Source organism: Azospirillum sp. (assembly GCF_050789165.1).
The window spans coordinates 72,531-91,955 of record NZ_JBOZRT010000146.1; the positions used below are offsets into that span (position 1 = coordinate 72,531).

Consider the following 19,425-nt stretch of genomic DNA (forward strand, 5'->3'; position numbering starts at 1 on the left):
TGGCGGTGCCCAGGCGTTTGTCAACAGTGGCGGAAGGCGCGTGCGCTTCGGTCAGCGCAGCGGCGAGATGTTCGGCTTGGCGTCCTCCGGGAACTCCGGGAACTCCGGCGTGCCGGCGCTCGTGCTGTTGCGGATCGACGCGTTGCGCTGCTGGTGGTAGAGGCTGCGCGCGGCGGCATAGAAGTCCACCGAGCTGCGGCGCATGTCGTCCACCTCGCGCAGGAGGCGGGAGCGGGTGTCGACCGCCGACGCGGCGGAGCGGCTGTAGAGGACGCCGTTGGCGTTGGCGGCCGACGTCGCGATCCGGAACGGGTCGGCCACCGTATCGACGCCGTAGCCCAGCGCATCGCGCGCGTTCGAGCGGCCGATCAGCGGCAGCACCAGATACGGCCCTTCGCCCACGCCCCACACGCCCAGCGTCTGGCCGAAGTCCTCGGTGCGGTAGGCGGGGATGCCGGCCGTGGAGGCCACGTCGAAGACGCCGCCCAGGCCCAGGATGGCGTTGGTCATGAAGCGGCCGGTGGCGTCGCTGGCGTTCTGTCCGTCGCCCTGCAGCAGCGAGTTGCCGATGACCAGCGGCGCCAGCAGCGTCTCCAAGATGTTCTGCACCGCGTTGCGCACGGGGTCGGGCACCGCGCCGGCGTAGATCTCGGCCGCCGGACGAATCACCAGGATGTCGGCCGCGTCGTTCATCGCGAACACGAAGCGATTCGGCACCTCCAGGGGGTCGTAGACCTCCTCCTGTCCCGTCCCGTTGCGGCCGGACGCGCACCCGGCCAGCGCCAGGGCGACGGTGGCGGCGAGCGCCGTGCGGAAGAGGCTGCGGATAGCGGTGACCGGCATCATGGAGGGATTCGTTTCTTGTTGCGACGGGGGCGGAAACGTGCGGACGGTCGGCGGACGCCACCGGCCCGACGCCGGACAACACCCGCCCATTCCGTCCACTAACACAGGCGTTGCGTTTTGACCAGTCTGGGACATCCGTGGGGCGCGGAACCGGACGCAAGTGTGGTAACCGCGCCCGCTTTCGCGTCCCGGATGCCCATTTCGTGGGTTGGGGCCGGTGCTGCGCCGAATTCGGTTTACGTTGCATAAAGATATCTTTATATCTGTATCAGTGAGAGCGCGGTGCGCCTCCGAATCGGCCTTTGTTTTGGGAGACGGGCGGCTGGCGATGGACGATCTGCTGGCGACATTGAAGGCGGCGGCGGAGCCGACACGGTTGCGGCTGCTGGCGCTATGCGCCCACGGCGAGCTGACCGTCAGCGAGCTGACCCACATCCTGGGCCAGAGCCAGCCGCGAGTCTCGCGCCATCTGAAGCTGCTGTGCGACGCCCGCCTGCTCGACCGGTTCCGCGAGGGCACCTTCGCCTTCTACCGGCTGGCCGAGCGCGGCCCCTCGGCCGAGCTGGCCCGCGTGCTGGTGGACGCCATTCCGGCCGACGACCCGATGCTGGCGCTCGACCTGGAGCGGCTGGAGTCGATCAAGCGCGGCCGGTCCGAGGCGGCGGCGGCCTATTTCCGCGACAACGCCCAGCGCTGGCACGAGATCCGCTCGCTGCACGTGCCCGAGCGCGAGGTGGAGGAGGCGCTGCTGCGCCTGCTGCCCGACTCCGGCCCCGGCGAGCTGCTGGACATCGGCACCGGCACCGGCCGCATGCTGGAGGTTCTTGGGCCGAAGAGCCCGCGCGCGGTCGGCGTCGACCAGTCGCGCGAGATGCTGGCGGTCGCCCGCTCCAAGCTGGAGGCCGCCGGCCTGCGCCACTGCCACGTGCGGCAGGCCGACATGTACCAGCTGCCGTTCCCCTCGGCCTCCTTCGACACCGCGGTGGTGCATCAGGTGCTGCACTTTTCCGAGGATCCGGCCGACGTGCTGGGGGAGGCCGCGCGCGTGCTGCGCCCCGGCGGGCGGCTGCTCATCGTCGATTTCGCTCCGCACGGGCTGGAGGCGCTGCGCGCCGAGCACGCCCACCGCCGCCTCGGCTTCGCCGACGAGGAGGTCGCGGCGTGGTGCCGCCAGGCCGGGCTGGAGTGCGGCCCGGTGGTGCATCTGCCGGGCGACCCGCTCACCGTCTCCATCTGGCCCGCGGTCCGGCTCGCCGGGCGCGCGGCCGTCCCTTCGACACCTTCTCTCTCCATGACCGGAGCCCACTCATGACGTCCGCAACCGCCTCTTCTGGCCCGGCGGTCAGCTTCGAGTTCTTCCCGCCCAAGTCGGAGAAGATGGAACAGAGCCTGTGGCAGGCCATCCAGCGCCTCGCCCCGCTGGCGCCGGCCTTCGTGTCGGTGACCTACGGGGCCGGCGGCTCGACGCGCGAGCGCACGCACAACACGGTGACCCGCATCCAGAAGGAAACCGGCATCCCGGCGGCGGCGCACTTCACCTGCGTCGGCGCCACCCGTGAGGAGATCGACGCGATCGCCCGCACCTACTGGGACGCCGGCATCCGCCACCTCGTGGCGCTGCGCGGCGACCCGCCCGAGGCGGCGGGCGGCCTGGGCGGGAAGTACGAGCCGTACCCCGGCGGCTACGCCTACGCCGCCGATCTGGTGGCCGGCATGAAGCAGGTCGCCGACTTCGAGATCTCGGTGGCCGCGTACCCGGAGACGCACCCGGAGGCGCCGAGCGCCCAGTTCGACCTCGACAACCTGAAGCGCAAGGTGGACGCCGGGGCGACCCGCGCCATCACGCAGTTCTTCTTCGACAACGAGAAGTACTTCCGCTTCCGCGACCGGTGCGCCGCCGCCGGAATCCACGTGCCGATCGTGCCGGGCATCCTGCCGATCACCAACTACGCCCGCGCGGTGGAGTTCGCCGGCAAGTGCAACGCCACCATCCCGCCCAAGATGGCCGAGACCTTCGAGGGGCTGGACGACGATCCGGAGACCCGCCAGCTGGTCGCCGCCACCGTGGCGGCCGAGCAGTGCCAGGACCTCCAGGCGCAGGGGGTGGAGCACTTCCACTTCTACACCCTCAACCGCGCCGACCTGACCGTCGCCATCTGCCGGATGCTGGGCATCAAGGCCCGATCGACGGTTGGGACGGCGGTCCCGGCGGCTGGGTAGGACGGCCGCGGGTACCCATGTTAGGGTGACCGGTGAACCGTGATGGGGTGGAGGGCTGGACGATGACCGCTCGGCGCGCCTACGACGAGGACTTCTATTCCTGGACGCAGGAGCAGGCGCGGCTGCTGCGCGAGACCGCAGCGGCCCGCCTCAACGTGCCGCTCGATTTCGAGCACCTGGCCGAGGAGATCGAGGACATGGGGAAGAACGACCGCCGTGCGGTCAACTCCGGCATCAGCCGTGTCATCGAGCACCTGCTGAAGCTGGAATTCTCCCCGGCGTCCGATCCGCGCGGCGGCTGGCGCAAGTCGGTGCGCGAGCACCGCGCGTCGGTTCTCGACGCCCTGGCCGACAGCCCGAGCCTGCATGGCAAGATCGATTTGCCGACCGCCTATCGCCGTGGTCGCGACTACGCCGTGGACGGCCTCGGCCAGGATCGCGTGGACGAGCGCGTGCTGCCCGCCGAGTGCCCCTACACGCTCGACCAGATCCTCGACTACGGCTGGTGGCCGGCGAACCGCCACGGCCTCGACTGACCCGAACCACACCTCGAGAAAAACAGAAGTCCCATGCCCCACATCCTCGACACCCTGCGTGACCGCGTTCTCCTGTGCGACGGCGGGTTCGGCAGCCGCATCCAGGCAATCGACCTCGACGTCGAGAAGGATTTCTGGGGGCACGAGAACTGCACCGACATCCTGCCGCTGTCGCGCCCGGACATCGTCCGCGAGATCCACCGCGGCTACTACGAGGCCGGCGCCGACATGGTGGAGACCGACACCTTCGGTGCATCCCCCATCACGCTGGGCGAGTTCGGGATCGGGGACAAGGCGCACGAGATCAACCAGCGCGCCGTCGAGCTGGCGCGCGAGGCGGCGGAGACCTTCAAGGACGGCCGCGCCCGCTTCGTCCTCGGCTCCATCGGGCCGGGCACCAAGCTGCCGAGCCTCGGGCACATGCCCTACGCCGATCTGGAGGAGAGCTTCTTCGTGCAGGCCGCCGGGCAGATCGCCGGCGGCTGCGACGCCATCCTCATCGAGACCTGCCAGGACCCGCTGCAGATCAAGGCGGCGGTGAACGGCGTCAAGCGCGCGCGCAAGCAGGCCGGCACCGACACGCCGATCTTCGTGCAGGTGACGGTGGAGACCACCGGCACGCTGCTGGTCGGCACCGACATCGCCGCGGCGGCCACCATCATCGAGGCGCTGGACGTGCCGCTGATGGGCCTGAACTGCGCCACCGGCCCGCTGGAGATGGGCGAGCACGTGCGCTGGCTGTCGCAGAACTGGCCGGGCCTGATCTCCGTGCAGCCGAACGCCGGCCTGCCGGAGCTGGTGGACGGCAAGACGCACTACCCGCTGGCCGCCGCCGACTTCGGCCACTGGCTGGAGCGCTTCATCGCCGAGGACGGCGTCAACCTGGTGGGCGGCTGCTGCGGCACCAACGTGCCGCACATCGCGGCGGCCGACGCCGTGCTGCGCAAGCTGGCGCCGGCCGGCCAGCACCGCCCGGCGCCGAAGGGCCGCACCGTGCACTGGGTGCCGGCGGTGGCCTCGCTGTACGGGCAGGTCACGCTGCGCCAGGAGAACGCCTTCTTCGCCATCGGCGAGCGCTGCAACGCCAACGGCTCCAAGAAGTGGCGCGAGCTGCAGGAGAAGGGCGACTGGGACGGCTGCGTCGAGATGGCGCGCGAGCAGGTGAAGGAGGGCAGCCACTCCCTCGACGTCTGCACCGCCTTCGTCGGCCGCAACGAAGTGGCCGAGATGAACGAGGTGGTGAAGCGCTTCGTCGGTTCGGTCACCGCCCCGCTGGTCATCGACTCCACCGAGCTGAACGTGCTGGACAGCGCGCTGCAGCTCTATGGCGGCAAGGCGATCATCAACTCCATCAACTTCGAGGACGGCGAGGAGCCGGCCCGCAAGCGCCTGGAGCTGGCCAAGAAGTTCGGCGCCGCGGTGATCGCGCTGACCATCGACGAGGAGGGCATGGCGAAGACGCCCGAGCGCAAGCTCGCCGTCGCCAAGCGCCTCTATGATCTGGCGGTGGGCGAGTACGGGCTGAACCCGGCCGACCTGCTGTTCGACCCGCTGACCTTCACCATCGCGACGGGCAACGAGGACGACCGCAAGCTGGCGATCTGGACGCTGGACGGCATCGAGGCGATCAGCCGCGAGATGCCGGGCTGCCAGATCATCCTCGGCCTGTCCAACGTGTCGTTCGGCCTGAACGCCGCGGCGCGGCACGTGCTGAACTCGGTGTTCCTGGACCATGCCGTCAAGCGCGGCATGACTGGCGCCATCGTGCACGTTTCCAAGATCATGCCGCTGCACCAGATCCCCGAGCAGGAGGTGAAGACCGCCGAAGACCTGATCTTCGACCGGCGAGCGGACGGCTACGACCCGCTGCAGGCGTTCATCGCCCTGTTCGAGGGCCGCAAGGCGGCCGACGCCAAGAAGAAGGCGCGCCCCGAGACCATCGAGGAGTGCCTGAAGCAGCGCATCGTCGACGGCGACCGCACCGGGCTGGAGGACGACCTGAAGAAGGCGCTGGAGACGTACAGCCCGCTCGACATCATCAACACCTACCTGCTGGACGGCATGAAGGTGGTGGGCGAGCTGTTCGGCTCGGGCAAGATGCAGCTGCCCTTCGTGCTCCAGTCGGCGGAGACCATGAAGGCGGCGGTGGCCTACCTGGAACCCCTGATGGAGAAGGTCGAGGGCCAGCAGAAGGGCACCATGGTGCTGGCCACCGTGAAGGGCGACGTGCACGACATCGGCAAGAACCTCGTGGACATCATCCTCACCAACAACGGCTACAAGGTCATCAACCTCGGCATCAAGCAGCCGGTCGGCACCATCATCCAGGCCGCCAAGGAGCACAAGGCCGACGCCATCGGCATGTCCGGCCTGCTGGTGAAGTCCACGGTCGTCATGCGCGAGAACCTGGAGGAGATGACCCGCGAGGGGCTGGAGGTCCCGGTCCTGCTCGGCGGCGCGGCGCTGACCCGCGCCTATGTGGAGGAGGACTGCGTCAAGTCCTACGGCCCCGGCCGCGTGGCGTACGCGGGCGACGCCTTCGACGGCCTGACGCTGATGGACAAGGTGGTCGGCGGGGAGTTCGACAACCTGCTGGCCGTCACGCAGGCCAAGCGCGCCGGCAAGGCGTCCAACCGCCGCCGCGTGCTGGGGCAGGCGACCTCCGCCGCCACCGGCCCGGTGGACAAGGCGGCGGTGCGCGCCCGCCGCAACCGTCTCGCCGAGGGCGTCGCAGTGCCGACCCCGCCGTTCTGGGGCGCCAAGGTCATCGAGTACGTGCCGCTGAAGACGCTGGTCACGTATCTGAACGAGCGCATGCTCTACCAGCTGCAATGGGGCTACCGGAAGGACGGCAAGTCCTTCGAGGAGTTCATGGCGTGGTCGAAGAAGGAGCTGCGCCCGGTGCTCGACCGCATGCTCCAGCTGTGCGCCAAGGAGGAGATCCTCCAGCCGCAGGCCGCCTACGGCTACTGGAAGGCGGCGGCCGAGGGCAACGACGTGGTCCTCTTCGATGAGGGGGGCACCACCGAGGTCGCCCGCTTCACCCTGCCGCGCCAGGGCAAGGAGGACGGCGAGTGCATCGCCGACTTCTTCCGCGACGTGGATTCGCCCGAGCGCGACGTCATCGGGCTGCAGGTCGTCACCATGGGCCAGAAGGCGTCCGACGTGGCGCGGCAGTGGTTCGCCGAGAACCGCTATCAGGACTACCTGTACCTGCACGGCATCTCGGTGGAGATGGCCGAGGCGATGGCCGAATACGTGCACGCCCGCATCCGCGCCGAGCTGGGCTTCGGCGCCGAGGACGCGCGCGACAAGGAGAAGCTGCTGCAGCAGGGCTACCACGGCTCCCGCTACAGCTTCGGCTACCCGGCCTGCCCGAACCTGGAGGACCAGAAGCACCTGATGGCGCTGCTGGGCGCTGAGCGCATCGGCGTCGAGCTGTCCGACGAGTTCCAGCTGCACCCGGAGCAGAGCACCTCGGCCATCGTGGTGCACCACCCCCGGGCCAAGTACTTCAGCGTGTGAGGGGCGACCTCCGCCGCCGCTGTGCTACAGTGGCGGCGGAGACCTTTCCATGACCATCCCCGCCCCCTTCCAACTCCACGCCGAGACCGTCCGGCCCGAGTGGATCGACTACAACGGCCACATGAACGTGGCCTACTACCTGCTGGCGTTCGACCACGCAACCGATGCGGTGCTCGACCACTTCGGCATCGGCAAGGACTACGCGGAGTCCCAGGGGCGCTCGATGTTCGTGGTCGAGGCGCATCTGACCTACGCGCGCGAAGTGACGCAGGGCGACGGGCTTCGCTTCGCCTCCACCATCCTCGCCGCCGACGCCAAGCGGCTGCACCTGTTCCACGAGATGCGCCACGCCGGCGAGGGGTTCCTCGCCGCCACCGCGGAATTCCTGCTGTTGCACGTGGACCTCGCCGACCGCCGCGCCGCTCCCTTCGCCGAGGGGACGCGCGCCCGCCTCGCCGCCGCGGCGCAGGCGCACGGGGATCTGCCGCGCCCGCCGCAGGCCGGGCGGGCGGTGGGGCAGCCCCGATAGGGTTTGGTTTTGCCGGTGCCCTCCCTTATCTCTTGCGGGATGAAACGGACAATTTTCGCCGCCTTTGCGTTGTTGCTGGCCGCCGCCCCCGCGGAGGCCGCCTGCACCGACCCCGCGCAGCCCAAGGTGCTCTGGCGTCGCTGCTATTTCGACGGCGGTGAGCTGCACGGCGCCGACCTGACGGGCGCCGAGCTGCGCGACGCCACCTTCTCGCGCGCCACGCTCAAGGACGCGGTGCTGACCGACGCCGACGCCTACCGCGCCAAGTTCGTCAGCGCCACGATGACCGGCACGAAGCTCGACCGCGCCCGGTTGATCGAGGCGGACTTCACCCGTGCGGAGCTGGACGGCGCGTCCCTGCGCGAGGCCGACCTGCGCAACGCCAAGCTGGTGGGGGCGTCGCTGAAGCGCGCCGACTTCACCGGCGCCAAGCTCGGCGGCGCCGATTTCCGCAACGCCGACCTCACCGGCGCCACCTGGGTCGACGGCCGGAAAATATGCGCCGAGAACTCCATCGGCCAATGCAACTGACGTGAGCTGGGCAAGTCTGCCCCTGCTTTTGATCGTTGCCATGAAAGACCCTTGCCGCGAAGGGAAACACCAATATACGGTGTGGACAGGTCTAGAGCTGGCGTGATCGGCGGGGTGGCGGCGGTGGCGTATTCGGACGATTTCGAACGGGCGGGCGAGCTTGCGGCGCGCGCGATGAGCCGCATGCTGACCGACCGCCTGCCCCCCAATCCGGAGAACTTCACGCTCTGGTACGCCTACCACGGCGGCCAGCTGCCCGACCTGACCCGCGCCATCGACATGGCGCAGCGCGAGGGCGGCACGCTGACCCAGTCGCACTGCGACGAGCTGTTCAAGCGCTTCTTCACCCTGGATTCCGAGGCGCAGGCGATCCGCGAGACCAGCGAGCGGGCGCGCTCGGCGCTCGGCAAGCTGCTGGAGCTGCTGAACGCCGCCGGGGCGGAGACCAACCGCTACGGCCACGCGCTGGCCGGCTTCCAGGGCGAGCTGGACGAGCCCATGTCGATGGAGGACCTCCGCGCCATGGTCGCCGCCATCGCCGCCGAGACCACGGCCATCGTCGACCAGCAGACGCGGTTGCAGTCGCAGCTTCTCGATTCCAGCCAGCAGCTGGCCGAGATGCGCGTCAACCTCGACACCGCCCGGCGCGAGGCGATGACCGACGGCCTGACCGGCATCGCCAACCGCAAGGCCTTCGACATCACGCTGAACGAGGCGGCGCGCGAAGCGGAGCAGGAGGGCATCCCGCTCTCGCTGCTGATGGTCGATATCGACCACTTCAAGACCTTCAACGACACGCACGGCCATCTGGTCGGCGACCATGTGCTGCGTCTCGTCGCCAAGCTGCTGACCGAGTGCATCAAGGGCCGCGACACCGCCGCGCGCTACGGCGGCGAGGAGTTCTCGATCATCCTGCCGCGCACCGCGCTCGACAACGCGCTGAAGGTGGCGGAGCAGGTGCGCGCCACCGTCGGCTCCCGGCAGATCGTCAACAAGTCGCGCGGCGCGTCCTACGGCACGGTGACGCTGTCCATCGGCGCCGCGCAGTACCGCCCGGGCGAGACGCTCGCGGAGTTGGTCCGCCGCGCCGACGCGGCGCTGTACGCCGCAAAGCGCGCCGGCCGGAACCGGGTGTGCGGCGAGGCGGGCTGGTAATCCTGTGCCCTCAAGGCGTTGGTGCTTCCAAGGGAAGCCGGCCCGCTGTGTTAAATAGTTAGTCATACTAATAAATTTTGACTCCCATACCGCCGTATGTTCACGATGCCCATCCATTGGGATTAATCCTGATGGATGGGCATCGATCGCCGTCGCGAAGCGCCGGCAGGGAAGGGGCTGGTATGCTGGAGAACCGGAAAGTCGGAACACGCGTCGCGCTGGGCTTCGGCGTGGTCGTCATGCTGCTGGCGGCGCTTGGCGGCGTGTCGTGGTACGAGGCCGCCGAGTCCAGGGACTCGGTGGGCGGGCTGGCCGACCAGGCGGTCATCGCCGAACTGGTGTCGCGCGCCGACGGGTCGGTGCTGCGGGCGCGGCTCGCCAGCGTGCGCTACATCTATTCGGGCGGCGCGGAGAACGCCAAGGCCATCCCTGCGGAGGTGGCCACCGCGCGCCGTGAGCTGACCCAGGCGCGGGCGCTGATGAAGCGGGAGGTGAACCGCAAGCGCATCGATGAGATCCTGGCGCTGCTGGACGACTACGAGCGCACCGCCGCGGAGATCGCGACCGCCCGGGAGCAGCGCGAAGCCGCCAACAAGAACGTGGTCTACGAACTCGGCTCCAAGCTGCGCGGCCTGTTGATCGAGATGCGCGACGCCGAGGTGGCCGCCGGGCACCTCGCCGCCGCCGCCGCGGTGTCGCGTCTGGCCGAAGACGTCTGGACCGCGCGCATCCTGGTTTTCCGCATCCTGGACGGCGACACCGCCTTCGACTTCGCCGCGGTGCGCAAGCGGGTGGACGGCGCGGCGGCCACCTTCAAGGATCTCGCCGAGCTGCCGTTGGCCGAGGGCCAGACCGAGCGCATCGCCGCCGCCGGCGCGATGCTGCGCGACTTCTCCAACGGACTGTCGGTGCTGGAGACGGGCATCGCGACGGTCAACCAGATCCGCGACAAGCGCCTCGCCCCCATCGGCCGTGCGACCGCCGACAAGCTGAAGGAGGCGCGCGAGGTCGCCACGGCGCGGCAGGGCGAGATGCGCGCGGCGGCGATCGCCACCTCGGATCTGGCGGAGACCGCGGCGCAGACGCTGACGCCGGTCGCCGTGCTGCTAGCCTGCCTGCTCGCCTGGGCGATCGGACGCGGCGTGTCGCGCCCGGTGGTGGCGATGACCGGCGCCATGGAGCGTCTCGCCCGGGGGGACACCGCGGTCGAGGTGCCGGCGGCGGGCCGCCGGGACGAGATCGGCCAGATGGCGGCGGCGGTGCAGGTGTTCAAGGACAACCTGATCCGCAGCCGCGCCATGGAGGAGGAGGTCAAGCGCGCCCAGCGGGCCGCCGAGGAGGAGAAGCGCGCCGCCATGCGCCGGCTCGCCGACAGCTTCGAGGCCAGCATCAAGGGCGTGGTCGCCCAGGTGTCGGCCGCCGCCAGCCAGATGCAGGCCAATTCCCGCCGCCTCACCGAGATGGCGGAGGACGGACGGTCGCGCGCCGCCACGGTGATGCAGGCGGCCGGGCAGGCCTCGGCCAACGTGCAGACGGTCGCCGCCTCGGCCGAGGAGATGACTAGCTCGATCAGCGAGATCTCGCGTCAGGTCAACCAGTCCGGCGAGGTGGCGCGCCGCGCCTCGCAGCGGGCCGACGACACCACCCGCAGCGTCCAGGCGCTGGCCGAGCAGGCGCGCGGCATCGGCGATGTGGTGGAGCTCATCAACTCCATCGCGTCGCAGACCAACCTGCTGGCCCTGAACGCCACCATCGAGGCGGCCCGCGCCGGCGAGACCGGCAAGGGCTTCGCGGTGGTGGCCTCCGAGGTGAAGTCGCTGGCCAACCAGACCGCCAAGGCCACCGAGGAGATCGCCGGCCAGATCACCGGCATGCAGGAGGCGACCCGCGGCGCCGTCGGCGCCATCGGCGAGATCGCCGCGGTGATCGCGCAGATCAACGAGATCGCCACCACCATCGCCGCCGCGGTGGAGGAGCAGGACGCCGCGACCCGCGAGATCGCCCGCAGCGTGCATCAGGCCGCCCAGGGCACCGAGGAGATCTCGCGCAACATCGGCGGCGTCCAGCAGATCGCCGACGGCACCGGTTCCGCGGCGCACGAGGCGCTCGGCGCCGCGGACACGCTGTTCCGCGATTCCGAGCGCCTGTCGCAGGATGTCGACCGCTTCATCGCCGAGGTGCGGGCGAGCTGAAGCATCAATAGCCCTCCCCCTGCTCCGCAGGGGGAGGGTTGGGTGGGGGCGGCGGCGTGAGCGGCAGGGATGGATTCTCGTGCGCGCCGCTGCCCCCACCTAACCTCCCCCAGCGGGGCTGGGGGAGGGACTGCTTTTATGCCTTCCGCACCCACACCGCGTTGTCGTGGAACGCCGCACCGCCGGCCGGCGGGATCGACCGCGGGGAGGTCAGGGCGTTGATGCCCACGCCCTCGACGAAGGCGCTGCCGGGCCAGATGCCCTCCACCGCCAGCACGCCGCGCTGGATGCCGTCGAACAATTCGGCGTGCAGCGCCACCGACGCCTGGCGGTTGCCCAGCCGCACCAGGTCGCCGTCGCCGATGCCCAGGCCCGCCGCGTCGTCCGGGTGGATCAGCACGGTCGGGCGCTTCTCGCGGGCGAGCGAGGTTTCCGTGTCGGTGAAGCTGGTGTTGAGGAACTGCCGGGCCGGCGGGGTGAACAGGCGGAACGGGTGCTCGGCGTCGGTGCCGCGGCCGGGCGGCATGTGGTCCGGCAGGTCCGGACAGCCGCCGTAGGGCCCCAGCGCCGCCCAGTCCGGCGCGAAGCGGAAGCGGCCGTCCGGCCAGGCGAAGCCCTTCAGGAAGTGCGAGGTCTCGAAGTCCGGCTGCGCGTCGTACCAGCGCTCGGCCGCCAGCGTGGCGGCGTCCGGCAGCTCGGAGGCCGTCAGCATGGCGTCGATGATCTCCCACGCCGTCATGCCGAAGCCCGGGTGCTCGGCGCCGACGCGGCGGGCGATCTCGCCGTTCACCCAGTGGTTCTCGCGGGCCTCGCCCTGCGGCTCGACCACCTTGCGGCCGATCAGGATGTGGCTCTGGCCGCCGCCGCGGTAGAGGTCGTCGTGCTCCAGGAACATGGTGGCCGGCAGCACGAGGTCGGCGAGCGCCGCGGTGTCGGTCATCACCTGCTCGTGCACGGCGACGAACAGGTCCTCGCGCTTCAGGCCGGCGATCACCCGGGTCAGGTCCGGGCAGACGGCCGCGGGGTTGGTGTTCTGCACCAGCATGGCGGTGACCGGCGGGCCGCTGGTGATGTCCTCGCCGGTCAGCACCGCGCCGATGCGCGACTGGTCGAAGCCGCGCACCGACGTGTCCAGCCGGTCCAGCCCCTCGGACAGCGTGCGGTCGATCCGGTAGATCCCCGACGAGCAGTACAGCCCGCCGCCGCCGCGGTGCTGCCACGCCCCGGTGACCACCGGCAGGCAGGACACCGCGTGCATCTGCGCCGCCCCGTTGTGCGCCCGCGTCAGGCCATAGCCCATGCGCAGGTAGCTGCGCGTCGTCTGCCCGTACAGCCGGGCGAAGCCGACGATCTCCTCCACCGCCAGCCCGGTGATCGCCGCCGCCCATTCCGGCGTGCGGCTGGCCAGATGCTCCTCCAGCCGCTCCACCCCGGCGGCGTAGCGGGCGAGGTAGGCACGGTCGGCGAAGCCCTCCCTGAACAGCACGTGCATCACCGCGCAGGCCAGCGCGCCGTCGGTGCCCGGACGCAGCATGAGGTGCAGGTCGGAGACCTCGGCGGTGCCGTTGCGGTACGGGTCGATGGTGACCAGCTTCGCCCCGCGCGCCTTGCGGGCGCGGGCGACGTGCGTCATCACGTTGACCTGGGTGGCCACCGGGTTGCCGCCCCAGTTGACGATCAGGTCGCTCTCGGCCATCTCGCGCGGGTCGCTGCCGCGGATGTCGCCGTAGCCGGCCATCCAGCCCATGTTGGCCGGCGTGTCGCAGATGGTGCTGATCTGCCGCGAATAGCCCTTGGCGTGGCGCAGCCGCTGGATCGAGCCGCGCTGCACGAGGCCCATGGTGCCGGCGTAGAAGTACGGCCACACCGCCTCCGGTCCGTGGGTGCGCTCGGCCTCCAGGAATTTCTCGGCGACGCGGTCCAGCGCCTCGTCCCAGCCGATCTCCCGCCACTGGCCGGAGCCCTTGGGGCCGGTGCGCAGCAGCGGCTTCAGGATGCGGTTCGGGTTGTGCACGCGCTCGGCGTAGCGGCTGACCTTCGCGCAGATGACGCCGGCCGTGTAGGTGTTCGCCGCGGCGCCCCGCACCTTGCCGATGCGGTCGGGGCTGAGTCGCTCCACCTCCAGGGCGCAGGTGCTCGGGCAGTCGTGCGGGCAGGCGGAGGGGACGAATTCTGCGGGCACGGACGTGTCCTTCAGCGGCTGATATACGCAAGGTGGAGCAGCCTAGTGCCAAGGGCGGATGCTGGCAACCCGCGGCGCGCTGCGGCTTTCCGGCCCTCCGCGCCGCCCGTCGGGGCGCCGTTCAGCGAGATCAAGAGGTTGGGCGCCCTCCGGGCTGCGAAACACCGTTCATTCGCGTCCGCTCCCCAATATCCGACTGCTTTGGTCAGCTTGCAATAAACGAATGCTTCCTGTGCGCAAATGTTTTCCATGTTTGCCGGCCTCGCTCAGAATTACAGGGATGAAATCCGGCGAGTGCTTTGGTTGTTCGGTGCACTGACGATAGCTTAACTTTTTGGCAAGATTTCGCGCCTTGAGTTACATCCTATGGTATGCATTTTTTCCGGGGGGAGAACATGAACAAGCTGCGTATGGGGGTGGCGGCCGCGGCGGCGCTGTTGGCGCTGGCCGCCGGTGTCCCGCAGGCCGCCGCGCAAAGCGCGCGGGCCATCAAGTTCGGCTACATCCTGTCGGCCGACTCCCAGTTGGGGGCGGGGGCGGCGGCCTTCGCGGCGGCGGTGGAGAAGGGGACGAACGGGCGCTTCAAGATCGACCAGCAGCCGAACTCGGCGCTGGGCGGCGAGGTGGAGATGCTGAAGGGCATCCAGATCGGCTCGGTGGACATGGCGTTCATCACCGGCGCGCCGCTGCCCAACATCGTGCCGGAGGCCGGCGTCATCAACATCCCCTTCCTGTTCCGCGACGCGGCACACGCCCACACGGTGCTGGACGGCCCCATCGGCCAGGACCTGCTGGCGAAGTTCAAGGCGAAGGAGGTGGTGGCGCTGGCCTGGGGCGAGAACGGCACCCGCCACCTGACCAACGCCAAGCGCCCGGTCGCCGCGCCGGAAGACGTCAAGGGCCTGAAGCTGCGCACGCCGCAGTCGGACGTCATCATGGGCGGCTTCAAGGCGCTGGGCGCCGAGGCCACGCCGCTGCCCTTCCCGCAGCTGTTCGAGGCGCTGAAGTCCGGCCAGTTCGACGGGCAGGAGAACCCGATCGCCACCATCATCGCCGCCAAGTTTGATCAGGTGCAGAAGCACCTGACGCTGTCGGCGCACGTCTACGACCCGGCGGTGGTGGTCATCGCCCCGGACCTGTGGGCGGAGCTGTCGGACGCCGACAAGGCGGTGTTCGCCGATGCCGCCAAGGCGGCCGCCGCCGCCTCGCGCGCCTTCGCCGCCGATGCCGAGGCGAAGGGCGTCGCCGCCCTGGAGAAGGCCGGCATGCAGGTGGTGCGCAGCGTGGACCGCGCCGTCTTCGCCAAGGCGGTCGAGCCGGCGATGCCGGCCTTCGAGGCGAAGTACGGCGCCGACCTCATCGCGAAGATCCGCGCGGTTCAATAACGGCGCCGGGTGGACGCCGCAGCGGACACGCGCGGCGTCCACCCCGCCGGTGGGCAGAGGGAGGAGAGGGGTCATGGAACAGGGACGACAGCCGCGGTTTCGCTTCGGAGTCCTGTCGATCCGCTCGCGCATCCTGGTCAGCGCGCTGGCGACGGTGGGGCTGATCGCCGTGCTCGACGCGTCGACGCTGCGCAGCGTCGCGACGGTGGAGACGGTGACGCAGGCGGTGCGCGCCGACACCCGCGTCGCCGGTACGGTGCAGGAGACCACCGCGGCCGTGGAGGGGCTGCAGAAGGCGATCCTCGGCTACGCGCTGTTCGAGTCCGAGGCGGCGCTCAACCAGGTCGGCGTCGCCGAGGCGGGGCTGGAGGCGCCGCTAGCCCGGCTGCGCACGGCGACCGAGGGGACGGCGCTGGGCACCGCGGCCGGCGCGCTGCTGTCCGGCAAGGACGCGCTGGCCGCCGGCGGCCGGGCCGTCGCCGACGGCGTCGGCCAGCGCCGCGCGGCCACGGGCGAACTGAACAAGGCGCTGACCGAGCTTCGCACCGTGCACTCCGCGCTGCAGGGCTTCCTGCTGCGCGAGAACCTGGGCGACCTGCTGCAGATCGTCGTGCGCCTGGGCGACGCGCAGCAGACCGGCTCCAGCGCGGCGCTGCGCTACGTCGCCTCGCGCAACCCGGCAGACAGCGCCGCCGCCCTGGCCGAGGTGGCGAACGCCCGCAAGCTGATCGCCGAGGCGCTGGCCGCGGGGCAGGCGCTGCCGCGCGTGCAGCGGCTCGGCAAGGCGTTCGGCGCCGCGCTGGACGCCTACGAGGCGGCGCTGCGCGGCGCCGTGCAGGCAACCGACGCGGTGGACGGCGCGCTCAAGCGGATGAACGCCCTGTCCACGGGCATCGACACGGCGGTGACCGCGCTGTCGGACGAGGCGGCGCGTGGGCTGACCGCATCTCTCGACGGCATGACGGAATCGGTGGCGGAGACGCGGACCACCACGCTGTGGGTGTCCGGCGTCGCGATCCTGTTCGCGCTGGGCATGGCGTGGCTGATCAGCCGCTCCATCGGCGGGCAGATCACGCTGATCTCGACGGTCATGGACCGGCTGGCCGCCAACGACCTCGACACCGAGGTGCCGATGGTCGGGCGCCGCGACGCCATCGGCGCCATGGCGCGGGCGGTGGAGGTCTTCAAGCGCAACGCGCTGGAGATGCGGCGCATGGCCGCCCGCGAGGAGGAGATGACGCGGCAGGCCGCCGAGGAGCGCGCTGCCGCCATGCGCCGCATGGCCGACAACTTCGAGCGGCAGGTCGGCGGCGTCATCGGAACGGTGTCGGCCGAGGCCGCCCGGGTCGAGGAGCAGGCGCGCACCATGGCGCAGGCGGCAGAGCAGACCGACAAGCTGGCCTCCACCGTCGCCGCCGCCACCGAGCAGACCTCGGCCAACGTGCAGACCGTGGCGTCGGCGTCCGAGGAACTGAGCAGCTCCATCGACGAGATCAGCCGTCAGGTCGGTGAATCGAGCCGGGTCGCCGCCGACGCCGTCAGCCTCGCCCGGCGCGCCAACGATAAGGTCTCCGGGCTGGCCGAGGCGGCGCAGAAGATCGGCGCCGTGGTCGAACTCATCAACGGGATCGCCAGCCAGACCAACCTTCTGGCGCTCAACGCCACGATCGAGGCCGCGCGGGCCGGCGAGGCGGGCAAGGGCTTCGCCGTCGTGGCGTCGGAGGTCAAGGCGCTGGCCAGCCAGACCGCCAAGGCCACCGAGGAGATCGCCGCCCAGGTCTCCGGCGTCCAGGACGCCACCACGGAGGCGGTCGAGGAGATCCTTGGCGTCGCCAAGGTGATCGAGCACGTCAGCGAGATCGCCACCACCATCGCCTCGGCCATCGAGGAGCAGGGGGCGGCGACCAAGGAGATCGCCCGCGGCATCCAGCAGGCCGCCGCCGGGACGCGCGAGGTGGCCGCGACCATCGCCGGCGTCAGCCACGCCGCCGACGAGGGCGGTGCCGCCGCCAAGGACCTGCTGAACCGCGCGCACGTGCTGGCCTCGCAGGGCGAGGCGCTGAACCAGGAGGTCTCTGCCTTCCTGGGCACCGTCCGCTCGGCCTGACGCTCGTCGTTCCCTGCACCCCCGCCGCGCGAGCCGCGGCGGGGGTTTTTGCGCGCATGCGCCGCGACAATCGCCTCATCCGTTAGCATTTCGACATCGCGATTCAACAATCCGGAGGTATGGTTGCCGGCGACGTTAGCGGTATGAGATAGTTCGCAACGCAATATCTCGAATTGAACGCAATGGGGATGCGTATGGGTTCTTCTACGTTCGTGCGGATGGTCAAGGCGCTGGCGCTGGTGGGGGCGGTGACGGCGGGCGCGGCCGGCGTGGCGCAGGCCGATCCGATCAAGGTCGGCTACGTCGAGTTCCCGCCCTACAGCTACACGGACAACGGCAAGCCGGCGGGGTCGCTGATCGAGACGCTGCAGAAGGTCGCCGCCGACCAGGGCATCGAGTACACCATCGAGTCCGTCCCGGCGCGCCGCCTGATGGCCGCGCTGCCGCAGGGCGAACTCGACCTGTTCCCGGGCGTGAAGACGGCCAAGGAGTTCGAGGGCACGACGCTGGCCAGCGCCATGCCCATCGACACCGTCGAGATGAACGCCTACGCGCTGAACGAGGCGCCGGCCGTGAAGGTCAAGGAGGATCTGAGCGGCAAGGCGGTGATCGCGCTGAACGGCTTCTCGCTGGGTGGCTGGCGCGCCTGGATGGAGGACCCGGCCAACAAGGTGACGCTGGTCGATGCCCGCACCACCGAGCAGGCCCTGGCCCTGCTGGAGGCCGGCCGCGCCCCGGTGTTCATCCAGTGGTCGAAGCCGGTGCAGACCGCGCTGGCGGCCAAGCCGATGCCGGCGCTGAAGACCACCTCGATCTCCAGCACCCCGGTGTATTTCGTGGTGTCGAAGAAGGCGCCGGGCGCCGAGGCGCTGATGGCCAAGCTTGAGGCGGGCTTCCAGAAGCTCAAGGCCTCGGGCGCTCTGAAGTAAGAAAAAACGGGCGCCGGCCGCTATGGGGCGGGCCGGCGCCGCCGCATGCGAGGGAAAGAGACGATGGCGAACGGCGGGACGGGTGGTCTTCTCGGCGGGCTCAGCCTGCGGATGCGGGCGCTGGTGCTGATCGGCGGGGTGTTCCTCGCCTACCAGGCCGTCGCCATTGCCTTGAACGTGCACGGCGCCACCGGCGAGGCGCACGCGGGGCTGTCGTCGCGGGCGCGGATGATCGCGTCGCTGCAGGCGCGCGCCGCCGCCATCCCCCTCAACGACTTCGACTTCGAACAGGTCAAGCAGGTCGCCAAGGCGCCCTCGTCCGACCCCGACTACCGCGGCGCCATCGTGCGCGACGACAAGGGCAAGGTGCTGGCCGAGGACGGCGACGTCCGCCCTGGCAAGGGCTACATCGAGGTGACGGCGCCGATCCTCGCCGGGCAGAAGGCGCTGGGCGAATACGTGCTGCGCCTGCGCACCGACCGCGTCGAGGCCCGCATCGCCGAGGACGCATGGCTGGCCGTGTTCGGCGGCGCCGCGGCGTTCCTGGCGATCATGGGCGTGCTCTATCTGGTGGTGTCGACGATCACCCGGCCGCTGTCGCAGATCACGGGCATCGTCGGCAAGCTGGCCGAGGGCGACTACGGCATCACCGTGCCGGCGCTGGACCGCCGCGACGAGGTGGGCGCCATGGCGCGCGCCATCGACGTGCTGCGCGGCAACGCCGAGCACCGCCAGCAGCTGGAGGCCGAGAAGCGGGCCCGCCAGGAGGAGGACGTGCGGCGCGCCAACCGGCTGGCCGAGCTGGCCGGCGCCTTCGACAGCCGCATGCAGTCGATGGTGCACGAGGCCTCGGCCTCGGCCTCGCAGATGCAGGGCAGCGCCGGCACCATGCTGGACAGCGCGCTGCGCGCCGACCACTGCAACGCCACCGTGGCCGGCGCCGCCGACGGCGCCGCGCGCAGCGTGCAGGCGGCGAGCGCCGCGGCCGAGCAGCTGACCCGCTCGATCCGCGCCATCGCCGAGAGCGTCAACCAGTCCGTCACCATCTCCGGCCAGGCCATCGAGCGCGCCCGCGCCAGCCGCGAGACGGTGGAGGCGCTGGCCACCTCCGCCGCCAAGATCGGCGAGATCACCAGCCTGATCCAGGACATCGCCGGCCAGACCAACCTGCTGGCGCTGAACGCGACCATCGAGGCGGCGCGGGCGGGGGAGGCCGGCAAGGGCTTCGCCGTGGTGGCGCAGGAGGTGAAGAACCTCGCCAACCAGACGGCCAAGGCGACCGAGGACA

The 19,425-nt window shown here is 70.4% G+C and carries 14 protein-coding genes; 12 read left to right on the plus strand and 2 right to left on the minus strand.

Features of this window, described 5'->3' with window-relative positions; genetic code table 11:
- Positions 1–51 precede the first annotated feature (51 nt).
- The gene (locus tag ACRWK7_RS30475) at positions 52–846 is read right to left on the minus strand and encodes an MlaA family lipoprotein (protein ID WP_431860844.1); all 795 of its coding nucleotides are present in this window, start codon (positions 844–846) and stop codon (positions 52–54) included.
- A gap of 328 nt (positions 847–1,174) precedes the next feature.
- On the opposite strand from ACRWK7_RS30475, the gene ACRWK7_RS30480 reads away from it, so the two are divergent.
- The 8 genes from ACRWK7_RS30480 to ACRWK7_RS30515 all read left to right on the plus strand — a co-directional run bounded on the left by ACRWK7_RS30480 (position 1,175) and on the right by ACRWK7_RS30515 (position 11,534).
- A complete protein-coding gene (locus ACRWK7_RS30480; RefSeq protein ID WP_431860846.1) occupies positions 1,175–2,158 on the plus strand; it encodes an ArsR/SmtB family transcription factor in 984 nt (327 codons plus the stop codon).
- Positions 2,155–3,066 carry a methylenetetrahydrofolate reductase gene (gene metF / locus ACRWK7_RS30485; RefSeq protein ID WP_431860848.1) on the plus strand — a complete coding sequence of 304 codons (912 nt, stop codon included), beginning with the start codon at positions 2,155–2,157 and terminating at the stop codon, positions 3,064–3,066. Before ACRWK7_RS30480 ends, metF begins: the two co-directional genes overlap by 4 nt.
- Positions 3,067–3,128: 62 nt before the next feature.
- Complete coding sequence (locus tag ACRWK7_RS30490; RefSeq protein WP_431860850.1) at positions 3,129–3,602, plus strand: DUF29 domain-containing protein; 474 nt, start codon at positions 3,129–3,131, stop codon at positions 3,600–3,602.
- A 33-nt stretch (positions 3,603–3,635) separates the two neighbouring features.
- The gene (metH, locus tag ACRWK7_RS30495) at positions 3,636–7,127 is read left to right on the plus strand and encodes a methionine synthase (protein ID WP_431860852.1); all 3,492 of its coding nucleotides are present in this window, start codon (positions 3,636–3,638) and stop codon (positions 7,125–7,127) included.
- Between the two features lie 49 nt (positions 7,128–7,176).
- On the plus strand, positions 7,177–7,656 hold the full coding sequence (locus ACRWK7_RS30500) for a thioesterase family protein (protein WP_431860854.1): 480 nt from the start codon (positions 7,177–7,179) through the stop codon (positions 7,654–7,656).
- 39 nt (positions 7,657–7,695) lie between these two features.
- Positions 7,696–8,187 (plus strand): pentapeptide repeat-containing protein, encoded by a 492-nt coding sequence (locus ACRWK7_RS30505; protein ID WP_431860856.1) that lies wholly within the window; start codon positions 7,696–7,698, stop codon positions 8,185–8,187.
- A 102-nt stretch (positions 8,188–8,289) separates the two neighbouring features.
- The gene (locus ACRWK7_RS30510; RefSeq protein ID WP_431860858.1) at positions 8,290–9,342 is read left to right on the plus strand and encodes a GGDEF domain-containing protein; all 1,053 of its coding nucleotides are present in this window, start codon (positions 8,290–8,292) and stop codon (positions 9,340–9,342) included.
- Between the two features lie 182 nt (positions 9,343–9,524).
- The gene (locus ACRWK7_RS30515; protein ID WP_431860860.1) at positions 9,525–11,534 is read left to right on the plus strand and encodes a methyl-accepting chemotaxis protein; all 2,010 of its coding nucleotides are present in this window, start codon (positions 9,525–9,527) and stop codon (positions 11,532–11,534) included.
- A 136-nt stretch (positions 11,535–11,670) separates the two neighbouring features.
- Here the strand turns inward: ACRWK7_RS30515 and ACRWK7_RS30520 are convergent, their stop codons facing one another.
- Positions 11,671–13,716 (minus strand): molybdopterin-containing oxidoreductase family protein, encoded by a 2,046-nt coding sequence (locus tag ACRWK7_RS30520; protein WP_431860862.1) that lies wholly within the window; start codon positions 13,714–13,716, stop codon positions 11,671–11,673.
- Positions 13,717–14,111: 395 nt separating this feature from the next.
- Here ACRWK7_RS30520 and ACRWK7_RS30525 point away from each other — a divergent pair, with 395 nt between their 5' ends.
- The 4 genes from ACRWK7_RS30525 to ACRWK7_RS30540 form a co-directional block, all read left to right on the plus strand.
- Positions 14,112–15,101 (plus strand): DctP family TRAP transporter solute-binding subunit, encoded by a 990-nt coding sequence (locus ACRWK7_RS30525; protein ID WP_431860864.1) that lies wholly within the window; start codon positions 14,112–14,114, stop codon positions 15,099–15,101.
- Between the two features lie 73 nt (positions 15,102–15,174).
- Positions 15,175–17,208 carry a methyl-accepting chemotaxis protein gene (locus tag ACRWK7_RS30530; protein WP_431860866.1) on the plus strand — a complete coding sequence of 678 codons (2,034 nt, stop codon included), beginning with the start codon at positions 15,175–15,177 and terminating at the stop codon, positions 17,206–17,208.
- Positions 17,209–17,402: 194 nt separating this feature from the next.
- Positions 17,403–18,137 (plus strand): substrate-binding periplasmic protein, encoded by a 735-nt coding sequence (locus ACRWK7_RS30535; RefSeq protein WP_431860868.1) that lies wholly within the window; start codon positions 17,403–17,405, stop codon positions 18,135–18,137.
- A gap of 63 nt (positions 18,138–18,200) precedes the next feature.
- A partial coding sequence (locus ACRWK7_RS30540) for a methyl-accepting chemotaxis protein (RefSeq protein ID WP_431860870.1) occupies positions 18,201–19,425 on the plus strand: 1,225 nt, incomplete at its 3' end.